Here is a 14572-nt window from a genome sequence, read left to right on the forward strand (position 1 = left end):
GGCGCAAGAGGATGGCAAGAGAGCGATAGTCCGCGATGCCGGGCGTTGCTGGTAAATCGGAAGGAAAGGCGGATTTGCTTTGCAGGACCGAGCCGATGGCAGCGCATGCATGAGGAGCACATCACGTAGTCCGATTCGCAGTGATCCCAAGTTCGAATCGATCTAAAACTTGAACATTCAGCAACAAATCTAAAAGGAATAACGATTGGGTTCCGCGCAACCCGGGAGTCGCCATTATGAAGTACGTCCATTCTTTCATGCTGCCCATCGCCGCTGTCGGCGTACTGATGTTTCCAGTCGTGCTTAGCGCCGCCAGTCTTGAACCAATCGACAGCACGGGCGTGCAAGTCCAGCAGCAACAGCAAAACGGGATTACTTACTTGTCTGGGGGGATCGGAGAGGATGAGGCTCGAGCCATTCAGCAAGCGCAGGGCTACAACCTGCACATGACCTTCTCCATCGGGGCGGAGGGCAAATATGTTCCGGATGTGAACCTGCTCATCCAGAAAGACCCTGGGCAGACCGTGCTGACCCTGAGCGAGGCTGGCCCGTTGGTTTACGTACAGCTGCCACCTGGCAAGTACACCGTCGTCGCGACACGCAATGGTGAGGAGCGGCGTGATACGACGGATGTAGGAAGCGGTACCGCTCGCAATCTGGTCTTCCACTGGAGTGGTGAAAACTAGTCGGGATAGATGGCTTGCACGATGCCTGATCAAATCGCGGGCATAAAAAAACCCTGAATCTTGCGATTCAGGGTTTTCGGTATTTGGTGCCCAGAGACGGAATCGAACCGCCGACACGGGGATTTTCAATCCCCTGCTCTACCGACTGAGCTATCTGGGCAACGGGGCGCATTAAACGGGTTTTTCAGGGGGTCGTCAAGCAAGTTTTCAAAAAATATTTAATTATTACCGTCGCTTACGATCCGACCCCCGAGAAGGCGGGATTATTCAGTTGGCGGAACGTAGCCTTCAGCCTTGGCGTATTCCTCGCCGGAAAAGAACTTGTCCATCTCGCCCTGAAGGTATTTGCGGTCTTCGGCGTTCATCATGTTCAGGCGTTTTTCGTTGATCAGCAGGGTCTGGTGTTTCTGCCAGTCGGCCCAGGCTTTGGCCGAGACGTGGTCAAAAATGTCCTGACCTTTTGCACCCGGAAATGGAGCGCGCTCCAGGGCGGGCAATTGTTCTTTGTACTTGCGGCACATGATGGTGCGGGTCATGACGACTCTCCTGCGTTCAATACGGCGGCCGCGCGTTCGAGCAAGGTTTTGACCGGGGCGGCAAGGCCCAGGCGCGGCGGGGTGGCGAGGTTATACCAGAGCCAGTCGGCCTCGGCCACGTGATGGCCGGCCTCCTGGACCTGGACCAGCCAGGGTTCGATGGATAACTGAAAATGGCTGAAAGTGTGCACCAGGTTTGGCAGTGCCTGTTGGTTGCCCAGTTCCAGGGAGTGCTGCGAAGCCAGATGTTGCAGGTCGTCGAGGTCATCGAGTTCCGGCAGGCTCCAGAGACCGCCCCACAGGCCCGTGGAAGGGCGACGGTAAAGCAGAATCGCACCTTCGCCGTTGGCGAGCATCGGCATCAGCGTGCGCTTCTGTGGCACGGCTTTGCGTGGTTTGGGGATCGGGTAGCGGGTTTCGAGGCCAAGCATGTGCGCTTCGCAGCCCTTTTCCAGCGGGCAGAGCAGGCAGCTAGGTTTGCTGCGGGTACAGAGCGTGGCGCCCAGGTCCATCATCGCCTGGGTGTAGGCGTTGACCCGATCATGCGGCGTAAAGCGCTCAGCGTTGGCCCATAGCTGTTTGGCAACCTTTGGCTCGCCCGGATAACCCTCTTGTGCGGTAAAGCGCGCCAGCACCCGTTTGACGTTGCCATCGAGGATCGGCGCCCGCAGGCCCATGCTCAGGCTGGCAATCGCGCCGGCCGTGGACAGGCCGATACCCGGCAGATCGGTAAGCTTTTCCACATCACGGGGAAACTCGCCGCCATATTCGGCAACGACAATCTTCGCGGTCTTCTGCAAGTTGCGCGCGCGGGTGTAATAACCAAGGCCGGTCCACAGGTGCAGCACTTCGTCTTCCGGTGCGGCGGCCAGGGCTTCGACGGTTGGCAGCGAGGCCATGAAGCGGTCGAAGTAGTTCAGCACAGTGCTGACCTGGGTCTGCTGCAACATGATTTCCGAGACCCACACCCGGTAAGGGGTAATGCCCTGTTGCCACGGTAAGTCATGGCGACCATGGCGGTCGTACCAATCCAGCACCGCCGTTGAAAACTGCTCGGCTCTCATCGCTTGAACAGCCCCTTGAGCGCGTTTTTCAGTTCCGGGCTGACTTTGTCGCCAAGCTTTTCGTCGATTTTTTCGCTGATTTTTTCGCCCGCCAGTTTGCTTGCGACCTGGCCCATGCGTTCGTTGTCGACGCGGCAGGCCTTGGCACCCAGTTCCAGCGGGCCACGGCAGCGCAGCGGCCATTCGATGCCAACGTAGCGCTCGCCAACCTGGCAGGCCGGGTCCGGCATGTCGCTCTTGTCGCCTTCGACGATGACACCGACGCGGTAATCCATGCCCAGCACCCGCAGGTCGATGTCGCCGTTACCGTTGACGGTCATGCCCGGGATGCGCACTTTCAGGTCCGGGTTACTGGCCACGCCGTTGTGCAGGGTCAGGTTGCCCTTGAGCTCCTCGAACGGTGTGTCCTTGCCCCGTGGCTCGCCCGTGAGGGTTTTGCGATTCAGGGTGGCGATGCCTTTGCACAGTTGCTGCTCAAGGTTGGCATTGAGCAACACGCCATTGCTGATGACGAAACTGACGTTGCCGTTGAGGCTATCGATCAGCGCGCTCTGGCTATTGCCGCTGCCTGTCAGGGTGCTGTTGAGCGTGACCAGGCCTTGGACCGGTGGATTTTTCCCCTGGCTTTCGAGGATTTTTTCCACAGGCACTTTGCTGATGCGCGTCTGCATGTTCAGCACCGGCGCTTGCTGGCGCACGTCCAGGGTGCCTTTGGCTTCGAAGTTACCGTCGTACAGGTCGCCGCGCAGGTTCTCCAGCGTCAGCAGGCCGCCTTGGCCTGTGGCCTTGAGTGCAGCATTCTGAATCGGCAGTTTGTCGAGGGTCAGCTGGCCGAAGGTCAGGTCGGCGTCCACGTCGAGTTTGCTCAGACGCTCCACCGGCAACAGACGCTCGGTGCTCCACGGGCCTTTGGTCGGTGACGGCGGCAGCGGTGTGCTGCCCGCGCCAGCCATGGCTTCGGCCTCGGTGCTGGCCACTTCGGCCTGACGCACCTGCTTCGCGCTGTTGGCTTCGGCGGATTTTGGCGGCAGGTAACGGTCGACGTTGAACGTGTCAGCCTTGAGATTTGCCCGCAACGATTGCTTGGCGAAGTCTTCAACCGCGATGCGACCGCTGAAGTTGCTGTCGTCGAGTTTCAGGTTGATGTTGTCGAGCGACAGACTGGTCGGCGTGGCGGCAACGTGGCTCACCAGTTCGACTTTGCTCAGGCTGCCTTCGGCCATCGCCGGGAGTTTCTGGCCGATGCTGTCGACGAATTTTGCCAGGTCGAACTGGGCAATCGACAGGCCACCGCTGATTTGCGGAGTCTTGTCGAGGTTGTTGGCCTTCAGTTCACCCAAGGCGCGCAGCTGGTTGGCGGATATCTTGATACCGGTCCATTCGGCGACGTTGGCGGCCTTGTCCAGCAGTAACTGACCTTGAGCGGCGAAGGTCATGGTCTTGCCTTGCAGCGGATCACCGGCGACTTCGCCGGAGAGTTTCATGTCTTCGAATTTGTAGCGCTGCAGCGCACGCTCGAAACGCAGTTCGCCAGCCAGCTCGGTCCGCACCCGCAGAACCGGTTGGTTGGTGCCGAGGAACGCGGTGAGTTTGACCGGGATGTTGGTCGAGTCATGTACCGGGCCAGTGCTCAGCTGGATGCTTTCGGCGCTGAACTGCTTGCCGGTTTTCTCATCGCTGTATTCAACGCGGGCGTTGTTGACGGTCAGGCTGTCGATGTCCAGGCGGATCGGCTGAGCCGGTTTTTCCGCCTGGGCGGTGGTGGCGGGTGCAGGCTCGGCGGTGACGGGCGGCGTGGCCGAGGTGCTTGGGGTGGCAGACGCCGGGACCTTGCCGATGTCTTCCCAGTTGCCGTGACCGTCCTTGTCGCGATTCAGGCGCAGGTTCAGGCCTTCGACACGTACATCGCTCATCTGCACTTCACGGCGCAACAGCGGAATCACGCGGACCGACAGACCGAGCATCTGCAAGTCAGCGAACGGTTCGGTGGGCTTGGCCAGGGTCGCAACACTGGCTTCGTGCAATTCCAGGCCCAGCCACGGAAACAGGCTCCAGCCGATATCGCCATTGAGCGTCAGCTCGATGTGGGCCTTGTCGCGGGCAATCTGGCGAATCTCGTCTTTATAGTCGTTGGGATCGAAGAGGTGGGTCAGGGCAAAGCCCAGCGCCACAATGATCAGCAACAGCCCGAGAAGTACCAGACCCAGGATTTTGCCGAACGCTTTCATGGGCGAGTCCTTGTATTAGTCGAATTCGAAATTTAGCCGGGGAGTATAGCGCTCCGAAGTGGCCGACCGGTCAGCGATCACGTTGGGAGCACATCCAGCGGCACCTTCAGCTTGGCTGCCAGCGCCTGGGCTTCGAGGTGCCCGGCAGGCGCCAGTAGCTGCAATGTCGCGCCCGATTGCGACGCCATTTTCTGAGCTTCGTTCACCAGACGCTCGGCAACGCCACGACGACGGGTGATTTTTCTTACGCATAAGTGGGACAAATGCCAGACGTCCTGGTGCCGTTGCAACCGCGCCGCGCCCAACAACCGATCGTTGAAGCGCCCGACGATCAGCGAACCGTCCCGCAGGCAGGCTTCAATCAGCTGCATATCCCCTGTGAATGGCGCAAACAGCCAGTCCGGGGCGTCGCGGTAGATCTTCTGCAGGTCTTGCTGATCCTGATAAGTGGCTTGGTTCAGCAGCTCGACAATGATCGGCATGGCGCTTCCTTTGAAAAATTAATCCGGATCCTACGGCTGAAAACATGTTTTTCCAGTTGTACGAGAACAGATGACGTACAAAAGGTGATATCAGTTTGGTTTTTCTGTCACGTGCAAATGGTAACCTCTGCCCGTTCGTCCGTCCTTACTGCGACGTGATGTCGCACAAAAATGGAGCTTCACCTAAAAAACAGTCATGCCTGCGTGCATAAAGGCTGGAGGTGAAGAGCGGCTGGCGAACCATATTAATAATTGGGGGATTCACCATGACCACGAGCATCACGGCGGACGGCTTTGCCGACCAGCCCGCGTTCCTGTCCAAGGAGCGCATCATCGCCAAGCCGGGTTTTAACCGTTGGCTTGTACCACCGGCCGCTCTGGCCATCCACCTGTGCATCGGCATGGCCTATGGCTTTTCGGTGTTCTGGTTGCCGCTGTCCAAAGCCTTGGGCGTGACCAAAGCCGTGGCCTGCGCGCCGGAGATGAGCTTCATCTCGCAAGTGTTCTCGTCGCAATGCGACTGGCCGATCTCGATGCTTGGCTGGATCTACACCCTGTTCTTCATCTTCCTCGGCTGCTCGGCAGCCATCTGGGGTGGTTGGCTGGAACACGCAGGTCCTCGCAAGGCCGGTGTTGTGTCGGCACTGTGCTGGTGTGGCGGTCTGCTGATTTCGGCGCTCGGGGTCTACACCCACCAGATCTGGCTGATGTGGATCGGCTCCGGGGTCATTGGCGGTATCGGCCTGGGCCTGGGTTACATCTCGCCGGTCTCGACCCTGATCAAGTGGTTCCCGGACAAGCGCGGTATGGCGACCGGCATGGCGATCATGGGTTTCGGTGGCGGCGCGATGGTCGGCGCTCCACTGGCTGCAGCCCTGATGGGCCACTTCGCTTCGCCAACCAGCGTGGGCGTATGGCAGAGCTTCCTGGTGATGGCCGCGATCTACTTCGTGTTCATGATCGGTGGCGCGCTGTCCTACCGCGTTCCACCCACCGGCTGGAAGCCTGAAGGCTGGACGGCTCCGGCGAAAAAAGCTTCGAACGCGATGATCACTCACCGTCACGTCCACGTGAATGTGGCGTGGAAGACCCCGCAATTCCGTCTGGTGTGGCTGGTGCTGTGCCTGAACGTTTCGGCGGGTATCGGCATCCTCGGCATGGCTTCGCCGCTGTTGCAGGAAGTGTTCGCTGGCAAGTTGTTGGGTAACGGCCTGACATTCGGTCAACTGGACGCGTCGCAACTGGCCTCGATCGCTGCGATTGCTGCCGGTTTTACTGGTTTGCTGAGCCTGTTCAACATTGGTGGCCGGTTCTTCTGGGCGTCCTTCTCGGATTACCTGGGCCGCAAAAACACCTATTTTGTGTTCTTCGCCCTGGGTTTTGCCCTGTACGCGCTGATCCCGAACCTCGGTCACCTGGGCAGTGTTGCGCTGTTCGTGGCGGCGTTCTGCATCATCCTGTCGATGTACGGCGGTGGTTTTGCGACGGTGCCGGCTTATCTGGCGGACCTGTTCGGTACACAAATGGTCGGCGCGATCCACGGTCGTCTGCTGACGGCCTGGGCGGCGGCGGGTGTATTGGGGCCGGTACTGGTGAACTACCTGCGTGAATATCAGCTGAGCATCGGCGTTGAACGTGCAGCGGCTTACGACATTACCTTGTACATCCTCGCGGGCCTGTTGGTGCTGGGCTTCCTGTGCAACCTGATGGTTCGCCCGGTGGCCGACAAGTACTTCATGACCGACGCAGAACTGGCGGCCGAACAGGCGCTGGGCCACGACAAGGGTGCTGACGCCAGCACCGTGCTGGAGTGGAAAGCCGATGCGGGCACCAAGCCTTTGGCGGTAGCTGCGTGGCTGGTGGTGGGTATTCCGTTGGCGTGGGGTGTTTGGGTGACGCTGCAGAAAACAGCTGTTCTGTTCCATTAAGTAAACGCGTCATCCCTGTGGGAGCGAGCCTGCTCGCGATAGCGGTCTGACAGTCAACATAGATGTTGAATGTGATGGCCCTATCGCGAGCAGGCTCGCTCCCACATTTGTTTTCCGCAACCGCAGAATTTGATTCACACGCTTGTACTGACATGTCTATCCCCGACAGCAGGGGATTCACTCCGTCAGTGATATCACCTCTCGTGTTTCTGTTTAGCGCTCGCGACCCTATAATGGCTGCCTTTTTCGCCCCAATGATTTTTGCGGAGCTGGTGATGGCCGAACGTATGGCGTCTGTCGAGCGCGACACTCTGGAAACCCAGATCAAAGCCTCGATCAACCTGGATGGCACCGGAAAGGCCCGATTTGATATCGGTGTGCCTTTTCTTGAGCACATGCTGGACCAGATCGCCCGTCACGGGCTGATCGACCTGGATATTGTCAGCAAGGGCGACCTGCATATCGACGACCACCACACGGTGGAAGACGTCGGTATCACCCTGGGTCAGGCGTTCACCAAAGCCATCGGCGACAAGAAAGGCATCCGTCGCTACGGCCATGCCTACGTGCCGCTCGATGAAGCGCTGTCGCGCGTGGTGATCGACTTCTCCGGCCGTCCTGGCCTGCAGATGCATGTTCCTTATACCCGCGCTACCGTCGGCGGCTTCGACGTTGACCTGTTCCAGGAATTCTTCCAGGGCTTCGTCAACCACGCCAACGTCACCTTGCACATCGACAATCTGCGTGGGCACAACACCCATCACCAGATCGAGACCGTGTTCAAGGCTTTCGGCCGCGCACTGCGCATGGCCGTGGAGCTGGATGACCGCATGGCCGGACAAATGCCTTCGACCAAAGGCGTTCTGTAATGCAGACGGTCGCGGTTATCGATTACGGCATGGGCAACCTGCACTCGGTGGCCAAGGCTCTCGAGCACGTCGGTGCCGGCAAGGTGCTGATCACCAGCGATGCCGATGTGATTCGCGAAGCCGACCGGGTGGTATTCCCTGGCGTCGGCGCGATTCGCGATTGCATGGCGGAGATCCGTCGCCTGGGCTTCGACTCGCTGGTGCGTGAAGTCAGCCAGGACCGTCCATTCCTCGGCATCTGCGTGGGCATGCAAGCCTTGCTCGACAGCAGTGAAGAGAACAACGGCGTGGACTGCATCGGCCTGTTCCCGGGTCAGGTGAAGTTCTTCGGCAAAGATCTGCACGAAGACGGCGAACACCTGAAAGTCCCGCACATGGGCTGGAACGAAGTGAAGCAAACGGTAGAACACCCGCTGTGGCACAACATTCCGGACCTGGCGCGTTTCTACTTCGTGCACAGCTACTACATCGCTGCCGGCAATGCGCGGCAGGTGGTCGGTAGCGGTCACTACGGGGTTGATTTCGCCGCCGCGCTGGCCGATGGCTCGCGTTTCGCCGTGCAGTTCCACCCGGAGAAGAGCCACACCCATGGCCTGCAATTGCTGCAGAACTTCGCCGCATGGGATGGTCGCTGGTAAATGGCTGCCAAAAAGAAGCCGCCGATCCTGACCCTCACTCCCGAACAGGAGAACGAGGCCAATCACAAGATCAAACGCTTCATGGAAGACCGCTTTGAGCTGGACCTGGGTTCGTTCGAAGCGGCTGAAATCCTTGAGCTGTTTACCCGCGAAATTGCTCCGCACTATTACAACAGGGCGATTTTCGATGTGCAGACGCACCTCAAAGAGAGGTTCGAAAGCATCGAAAGCGACCTGTGGGCGCTCGAGAAAAACTGATTTCCGAGCGAAGCTGAACATTCGAATTTGAAGGTTTGCCAGATGCTGATTATTCCCGCTATCGATCTCAAAGACGGTGCCTGTGTTCGTCTGCGCCAGGGCCGCATGGAAGATTCCACGGTGTTCTCCGATGACCCGGTGAGCATGGCTGCCAAGTGGGTGGAAGGCGGTTGCCGCCGTCTGCATCTGGTCGACCTGAATGGCGCCTTCGAAGGCCAGCCGGTCAACGGCGAAGTGGTCACCGCCATCGCCAAGCGCTACCCGAACCTGCCGATTCAGATCGGCGGCGGTATCCGCTCCCTGGAAACCATCGAACACTACGTGAAAGCGGGCGTGAGCTACGTGATCATCGGCACCAAAGCCGTGAAAGATCCGGCCTTCGTTGCCGAAGCCTGCCGCGCTTTTCCGGGCAAGGTGATTGTCGGTCTGGATGCCAAAGACGGCTTCGTCGCCACCGATGGCTGGGCTGAGATCAGCACCATTCAGGTGATTGACCTGGCCAAGCAATTCGAAGCCGACGGCGTATCCGCGATCGTTTATACCGACATCGCCAAAGACGGCATGATGCAGGGCTGCAACGTTTCGTACACCGCCGGCCTGGCCGCTGCGACAAAGATTCCGGTGATCGCTTCCGGCGGTATCCACAATCTGGGTGACATCAAGTCGCTGCTCGACGCCAAGGCGCCAGGCATCATCGGCGCCATCACCGGCCGGGCGATCTACGAAGGCACCCTCGACGTCGCTCAAGCGCAAGCTTTCTGCGATTCGTACAAAGGCTGAGGACTCACCATGGCGCTGGCCAAACGCATCATCCCTTGCCTGGACGTGGATAACGGCCGGGTGGTCAAGGGCGTCAAGTTCGAGAACATCCGCGATGCCGGCGACCCGGTTGAAATCGCCCGTCGCTACGACGAGCAAGGTGCCGACGAGATTACCTTTCTCGACATCACCGCCAGTGTCGACGGTCGCGACACCACGCTGCATACCGTCGAACGCATGGCCAGCCAGGTGTTCATTCCGCTGACCGTGGGTGGCGGCGTGCGTACCGTGCAGGACATTCGCAACTTGCTCAATGCCGGTGCGGACAAGGTTTCGATCAACACCGCTGCGGTGTTTAACCCGGAATTCGTCGGCGAAGCGGCCCAGCATTTCGGTTCGCAGTGCATCGTTGTCGCCATCGACGCGAAGAAAGTTTCCGGTCCGGGCGAAACCCCGCGCTGGGAAATCTTCACCCATGGCGGTCGCAAGCCAACCGGCCTCGACGCCGTTGAGTGGGCGAAGAAGATGGAAGGCCTCGGTGCCGGTGAAATCCTGCTGACCAGCATGGACCAGGACGGCATGAAAAACGGCTTCGACCTGGGCGTCACCCGGGCCATCAGCGACGCGCTGGGGATTCCGGTGATCGCGTCCGGCGGAGTTGGCAACTTGCAGCACTTGGCCGACGGCATTCTCGAAGGCCACGCCAGCGCAGTGCTGGCAGCGAGTATTTTCCACTTCGGCGAATATACCGTGCAGGAAGCCAAGGCCTACATGGCTCATCGCGGCATCGTGATGCGTTAAACACTGCAGGCCAGTGGACAGTATGGCGTGCTCAAGGCACTCTTGAGCACGCCATGGATTCCGGTAGCCCGACATGCTTAAACGTCTTCTTCTTGTCCTCGCCAGCGCCTCTTTGTTGTTTATCAACGGAGCCCGCGCCGAAGAAAGTCCCGGCACCGGCCTGGTGTTGCTGACCGAAAATTTCCCGCCGTACAACATGGCGAAAAACGGCAAGAACTTCGCTCAGGACGAGAACATCAATGGCATCGCCGTGGACATCGTCCGCGAGATGTTCAAGCGCGCCGACATCACTTACAGCCTGACGCTGCGTTTCCCTTGGGAGCGAATCTACAAGCTCGCCCTGGAAAAGCCCGGTTATGGCGTGTTCGTGATGGCGCGGCTGCCGGACCGCGAGAAACTCTTCAAGTGGGTCGGCCCTATCGGCCCGGACGACTGGATCATGCTGGCCAAGGCCGATAGCAAGATCACCCTCGAGTCGCTGGAGCAGGCGCGCAGATACAAAATTGGCGCCTACAAGGGCGACGCGATTGCCGAGACACTGGCCAAGCAAGGGCTGAAGCCGATTGTTGTGCTGCGGGATCAGGACAACGCAAAAAAACTGGTCAACGGCCAGATTGACCTGTGGGCCACCGGTGACCCGGCAGGCCGCTATCTGGCGCGCCAGGAAGGCGTGAACGGGCTCAAGACCGTGCTGCGCTTCAACAGCGCCGAGTTGTATCTGGCGCTGAATAAAGACGTTCCGGATGAAACCGTCGCCAAGCTGCAAGCCGCGCTGAATCAGCTGCGCAAGGAAGGCGTGGTGGACGACATCATGGCGAAGTATCTGTAACCATCACTTCGATACAACCTGAGACGGAGCGGCCGGCGTCGCGCTCAAGTACACGGCACTTGTAAAAACGTTATTCAACGTCGCCCTTGTCAGCTGCTGTTCCCCTGAGGCTACGCCGATAATGCAGAGTGCATGTGCGCCGCTTTGTGGCCCGATTTCAGTATTGATGTAAGCATCTTCAGCGCTGATGGCGGTGCTGTAGTTGTCGGCAGCTTTGCAGTCCCTGGCGTTATGGACCGTTTTGTAGCGATAGAAGGGCGCCTCGAGGGAGAACCTGAAGTCCCACGTAGGTAATACCATCTGCCCATCCGCGTTTTGCGTTCTATAAACGTATGACTTGAGCTTCCAGGGCTCCGTGACAGTCAGCTCGACCGGTTCCAGCGAACAGCCCGCTCCATCGCGGGTGAAGACACCGTCAATAAAACACTTGTGCAGAAAGTTGGCCGAGTAGCTGTAGTTGAAGCGGGCGGCCTTGCAAGACGTCGAGTGCTCACAGTCGGGCGGCGCTGGTGTATTGCGCGAGGCCACGACTTTACTGACGATGCCGGTGATTTCGTTGGTGCGGCGGTTCAGCATCGGGCTGCCGGAGCTGCCAGCATGAAGGTCGCAGCTGTTTTTCATGGCCAAAGGGAACACCCCGGGGTGATCGATGAACGTTCCGGCGGTTTGTTCAGCGCAGGCACTCAATCGAAGCCCCTGTTCGGTAAAGCCACTCGGCGCGCTAACGTTAAGCGCATCCTGACTCTCGTAGGTTTGATGGGACGCCAGTTTGAGCGGGTTGACCCAGGCCTGTATCAGCGACGCCAATGTCGCGTCGACCTCGAGTACTGCAAGATCGGTCCCGACCAGACTGCTCCATCGGGCGGTCCGGATGGCGTATCGGCGCTTGCGCTGTGGTGTGTCATGAAAGTAGTGGAAGGTGACGCTGGCTTTCAAAGGCAGATTGGCCCGCGCCGATCCGTACTGAAAGAACACGCAATGACCGCTGGTGAGCAGGTAAGCAGGGCCGGTGGCTCGGCCTTGTCTGTTTCGCGTGTCCAGTAGAACGGCGCTGCAGCTCTCACCCGATTGGAGACTGAGGTGTCCCACACCGCTCCAGATTTCATAAAAGTGTTCACTGTTTTGCAGGGCTCTTGAAGGTGAATCGTTGACGGCGTCTTCGCCCAAGTCGCGGGCCTGCACGGCGGAAATAGCCAGCAGGCCAATCAGGCCGGCGAAGCAAAAGAAGCTGAGGTATTTCATGTCCATTCCTTGGTGATGAAATTCAGGGTGAGCGCTATCGTGGCACGGGGCGGTGTACCGGCAGGTATAAATAGTTATCGCGAAATGGAGTGGGCTGCGAGGAATTACCGGGCGGTCGGAAGGCGGTACTGGCCATCCTTGCCGTGCGCTGCCGTGGCACGATTGCCGCGTACGCTGATCATCAGTTTGATGTCGATCCAGTCAATACCCTGAGCCTTGAGCTTGGGCAATTCACGTTCAAGCACCGCCAATGTCTGCGGATACGGATGCCCGATCATCACCGCAGAACCCTGTTTGCGCGCCAAGTCGATAGCCGTCTGTAGCTGAGTAAAGATCGCGGCTTCAGTGGGCTCGTCATCCAGGAACACATCCCGCGAAACGCTCGCCAGACCAATCTTCTGCGCCTCGGCGGCCGCCACGGTTTGCGCACTGGTGCGGCTGTCGACGAAGAACTTGTGTCGGCGCTGCAAGTCCGCCATCAGCCAGGCCATGGCCGGTTGCTGAACGGTCATGCGGCTGCCCATGTGGTTGTTGATGCCCGCGGTAAACGGCACAGCCTGGAACGCCGCGTTCAGACGCTTCTCGAGTTCTTCGATGGGCAACTCGGGATGCCAGGCGAATGGCCCGGTGGCCGGGTCCATGGGCATGTGCAGGATGACGGTCTTGCCGGCGCGATGGGCTTCGCGGGCGAATTCGGTGGCGTGGGGCGTATCGGGCATGATTGCCGTGGTGACCGGGCCGGGCAGGGCCAGCACGCGGCGATCTCGGGGCAGGTTCTGCCCCAAGTCATCGATGATCAGGCTCAGATAAGCCTTTTGAGGTGTGGTCGCTGTCGTGGCGGGCGCCGCGTGAGCAACACTCGCCAGACAGCACAGCAGACCGAGGAGCAACCGCAGGCGCATCTCAGTGGCCGCGGGTAATGCTCAGTCCTTTGAGCAGGCTCAGGGCCTGGGCCAACTGGTAATCGTCATCCTGCGGCATGGCCTTGGCCTTGGCTTTGCCGCTGGAGCCGGTCGGTTTGTCGGCACCGCCGTTGCCATTGCCCAGGTGACCTTGCAGATCGGCTTCCTTGAAGTATTCGCCGTCCTGCTCGTTGGTGATCTTGGCCTTGCGCACTTCGATGTCCGGGACGATGCCCTGAGCCTGAATCGAGCGGCCGTTTGGCGTGTAGTACAGCGCCGTGGTGATTTTCAGTGCGCGTTCGTTGTTCAGTGGCAACACGGTTTGTACCGAGCCTTTGCCGAAACTGGTGGTGCCCATGACGACCGCACGTTTCTGATCCTGCAGGGCACCGGCAACAATTTCCGAGGCCGAGGCGCTGCCGCCGTTGATCAGCACGACCATTGGCACGGCTTCGCTTTCGTCCTTGCCGGTGGCGGAGAAGCGCAATTCGGAGTTGGCGATGCGGCCCTTGGTGTAGACGATCAGGCCCTTGGTGATGAAGTGGTCGACCACTTCCACCGCCGATTGCAGTACGCCGCCCGGGTTGTTACGCAGGTCGAGGACGATGCCGCTGAGCTTCTTGCCGTTGTCCTTGCGCAACTTGGCCAGAGCCTTGGAGACCTCTTCGCCGGTCTTCACCTGGAACTGGGTGATGCGAATGTAGCCATAGCCGGACTCCAGCAACTGGCTCTTCACGCTTTTCACTTGAATGATGGCGCGGACCAGGGTCACGTCGAACGGTGCACCGCCGTCGCGAACCAGGGTCAGGGTGATCTTCTGGCCGATCTTGCCGCGCATCTTGTCCACGGCTTCGGTCATGCTCTGGCCACGAGTCGGCTGGCCGTTGATCTTGACGATGAAGTCGCCGGCCTGAATGCCAGCCTTGGAGGCCGGGGTGTCATCGATGGGCGAAACCACTTTGATGAAACCGTCTTCGGCGCCGACTTCGATGCCCAGGCCGCCGAATTCGCCGCTGGTGCTTTCCTGCAATTCAGCGAAGTCTTCCGGGCCCAGGTACGCGGAGTGCGGGTCGAGGTTGCTGAGCATGCCTTTGATGGCGTTTTCCAGCAGGGTCTTGTCGTCGACCGGTTCTACATAGGCTGCCTTGATCCGGTCCATGACTTCGGCAAAGGTGCGCAACTCGTCCAGCGGCAATGGCGCCTTGGTGGTCGCAGCGGTGCCGGCAGGTGCGACCGCCGGGGCTGGTTGAGCAGCAAACGCCAATGGCGCGCCGATGACCAGGGCAATCGTCAGGGCCAGCGAGGTAAGGCGGGACAAATACAGCATGTCGAACGAACTCCTGAATTAGG

At 59.5% G+C, this 14572-nt stretch carries 15 protein-coding genes and 1 tRNA gene; 8 read left to right on the forward strand and 8 right to left on the reverse strand.

Going from position 1 to position 14572, the window contains the following annotated elements:
• Positions 1 to 236 precede the first annotated feature (236 nt).
• Positions 237 to 686 (forward strand): carboxypeptidase regulatory-like domain-containing protein, encoded by a 450-nt coding sequence (locus ACA044_RS01760; protein WP_497444908.1) that lies wholly within the window; start codon positions 237 to 239, stop codon positions 684 to 686.
• 84 nt (positions 687 to 770) lie between these two features.
• Here ACA044_RS01760 and ACA044_RS01765 read toward each other — a convergent pair.
• From ACA044_RS01765 to ACA044_RS01785, 5 genes are all read right to left on the reverse strand, one after another.
• Positions 771 to 846, reverse strand: a tRNA-Phe gene (locus ACA044_RS01765).
• A gap of 103 nt (positions 847 to 949) precedes the next feature.
• Complete coding sequence (locus ACA044_RS01770; protein WP_497444909.1) at positions 950 to 1222, reverse strand: oxidative damage protection protein; 273 nt, start codon at positions 1220 to 1222, stop codon at positions 950 to 952.
• A complete protein-coding gene (gene mutY / locus ACA044_RS01775; RefSeq protein ID WP_497444910.1) occupies positions 1219 to 2286 on the reverse strand; it encodes an A/G-specific adenine glycosylase in 1068 nt (355 codons plus the stop codon). The genes ACA044_RS01770 and mutY overlap by 4 nt, the downstream gene beginning before the upstream one ends.
• A complete protein-coding gene (locus ACA044_RS01780; RefSeq protein WP_497444911.1) occupies positions 2283 to 4514 on the reverse strand; it encodes an AsmA family protein in 2232 nt (743 codons plus the stop codon). The genes mutY and ACA044_RS01780 overlap by 4 nt, the downstream gene beginning before the upstream one ends.
• 77 nt (positions 4515 to 4591) lie before the next feature.
• A complete protein-coding gene (locus ACA044_RS01785; protein ID WP_497444912.1) occupies positions 4592 to 4996 on the reverse strand; it encodes an acetyl-CoA sensor PanZ family protein in 405 nt (134 codons plus the stop codon).
• Between the two features lie 266 nt (positions 4997 to 5262).
• Between ACA044_RS01785 and ACA044_RS01790 the strand changes: the two genes are divergently transcribed.
• The 7 genes from ACA044_RS01790 (at position 5263) to ACA044_RS01820 (ending at position 11078) form a co-directional block, all read left to right on the forward strand.
• Entirely contained in the window at positions 5263 to 6924 is a 1662-nt protein-coding gene (locus ACA044_RS01790) for an OFA family MFS transporter (protein ID WP_497444913.1), read from the forward strand.
• A gap of 275 nt (positions 6925 to 7199) precedes the next feature.
• Positions 7200 to 7793, forward strand: a complete 594-nt coding sequence (hisB, locus tag ACA044_RS01795; RefSeq protein WP_007939452.1) for an imidazoleglycerol-phosphate dehydratase HisB — start codon at positions 7200 to 7202, stop codon at positions 7791 to 7793.
• Positions 7793 to 8431 carry an imidazole glycerol phosphate synthase subunit HisH gene (gene hisH, locus ACA044_RS01800; protein WP_008068774.1) on the forward strand — a complete coding sequence of 213 codons (639 nt, stop codon included), beginning with the start codon at positions 7793 to 7795 and terminating at the stop codon, positions 8429 to 8431. Before hisB ends, hisH begins: the two co-directional genes overlap by 1 nt.
• Positions 8432 to 8689, forward strand: a complete 258-nt coding sequence (locus ACA044_RS01805) for a DUF2164 domain-containing protein (RefSeq protein WP_046045558.1) — start codon at positions 8432 to 8434, stop codon at positions 8687 to 8689.
• A gap of 42 nt (positions 8690 to 8731) precedes the next feature.
• Positions 8732 to 9469, forward strand: coding sequence for a 1-(5-phosphoribosyl)-5-[(5-phosphoribosylamino)methylideneamino]imidazole-4-carboxamide isomerase (hisA, locus tag ACA044_RS01810; RefSeq protein WP_497444914.1), 738 nt, complete (start codon positions 8732 to 8734; stop codon positions 9467 to 9469).
• A 9-nt stretch (positions 9470 to 9478) separates the two neighbouring features.
• Positions 9479 to 10249 carry an imidazole glycerol phosphate synthase subunit HisF gene (gene hisF / locus ACA044_RS01815; protein ID WP_007897430.1) on the forward strand — a complete coding sequence of 257 codons (771 nt, stop codon included), beginning with the start codon at positions 9479 to 9481 and terminating at the stop codon, positions 10247 to 10249.
• A 73-nt stretch (positions 10250 to 10322) separates the two neighbouring features.
• Positions 10323 to 11078 carry a substrate-binding periplasmic protein gene (locus tag ACA044_RS01820; protein WP_497444915.1) on the forward strand — a complete coding sequence of 252 codons (756 nt, stop codon included), beginning with the start codon at positions 10323 to 10325 and terminating at the stop codon, positions 11076 to 11078.
• A gap of 3 nt (positions 11079 to 11081) precedes the next feature.
• Here the strand turns inward: ACA044_RS01820 and ACA044_RS01825 are convergent, their stop codons facing one another.
• The 3 genes from ACA044_RS01825 to ACA044_RS01835 form a co-directional block, all read right to left on the reverse strand.
• The gene (locus ACA044_RS01825; protein ID WP_497444916.1) at positions 11082 to 12320 is read right to left on the reverse strand and encodes a trypsin-like serine peptidase; all 1239 of its coding nucleotides are present in this window, start codon (positions 12318 to 12320) and stop codon (positions 11082 to 11084) included.
• Positions 12321 to 12424: 104 nt separating this feature from the next.
• Entirely contained in the window at positions 12425 to 13222 is a 798-nt protein-coding gene (locus ACA044_RS01830; RefSeq protein ID WP_497444917.1) for a divergent polysaccharide deacetylase family protein, read from the reverse strand.
• Between the two features lies 1 nt (position 13223).
• Positions 13224 to 14549 (reverse strand): S41 family peptidase, encoded by a 1326-nt coding sequence (locus ACA044_RS01835; RefSeq protein ID WP_497444918.1) that lies wholly within the window; start codon positions 14547 to 14549, stop codon positions 13224 to 13226.
• Positions 14550 to 14572: the final 23 nt, after the last annotated feature.

Source organism: Pseudomonas sp. LBUM1673 (assembly GCF_059695645.1).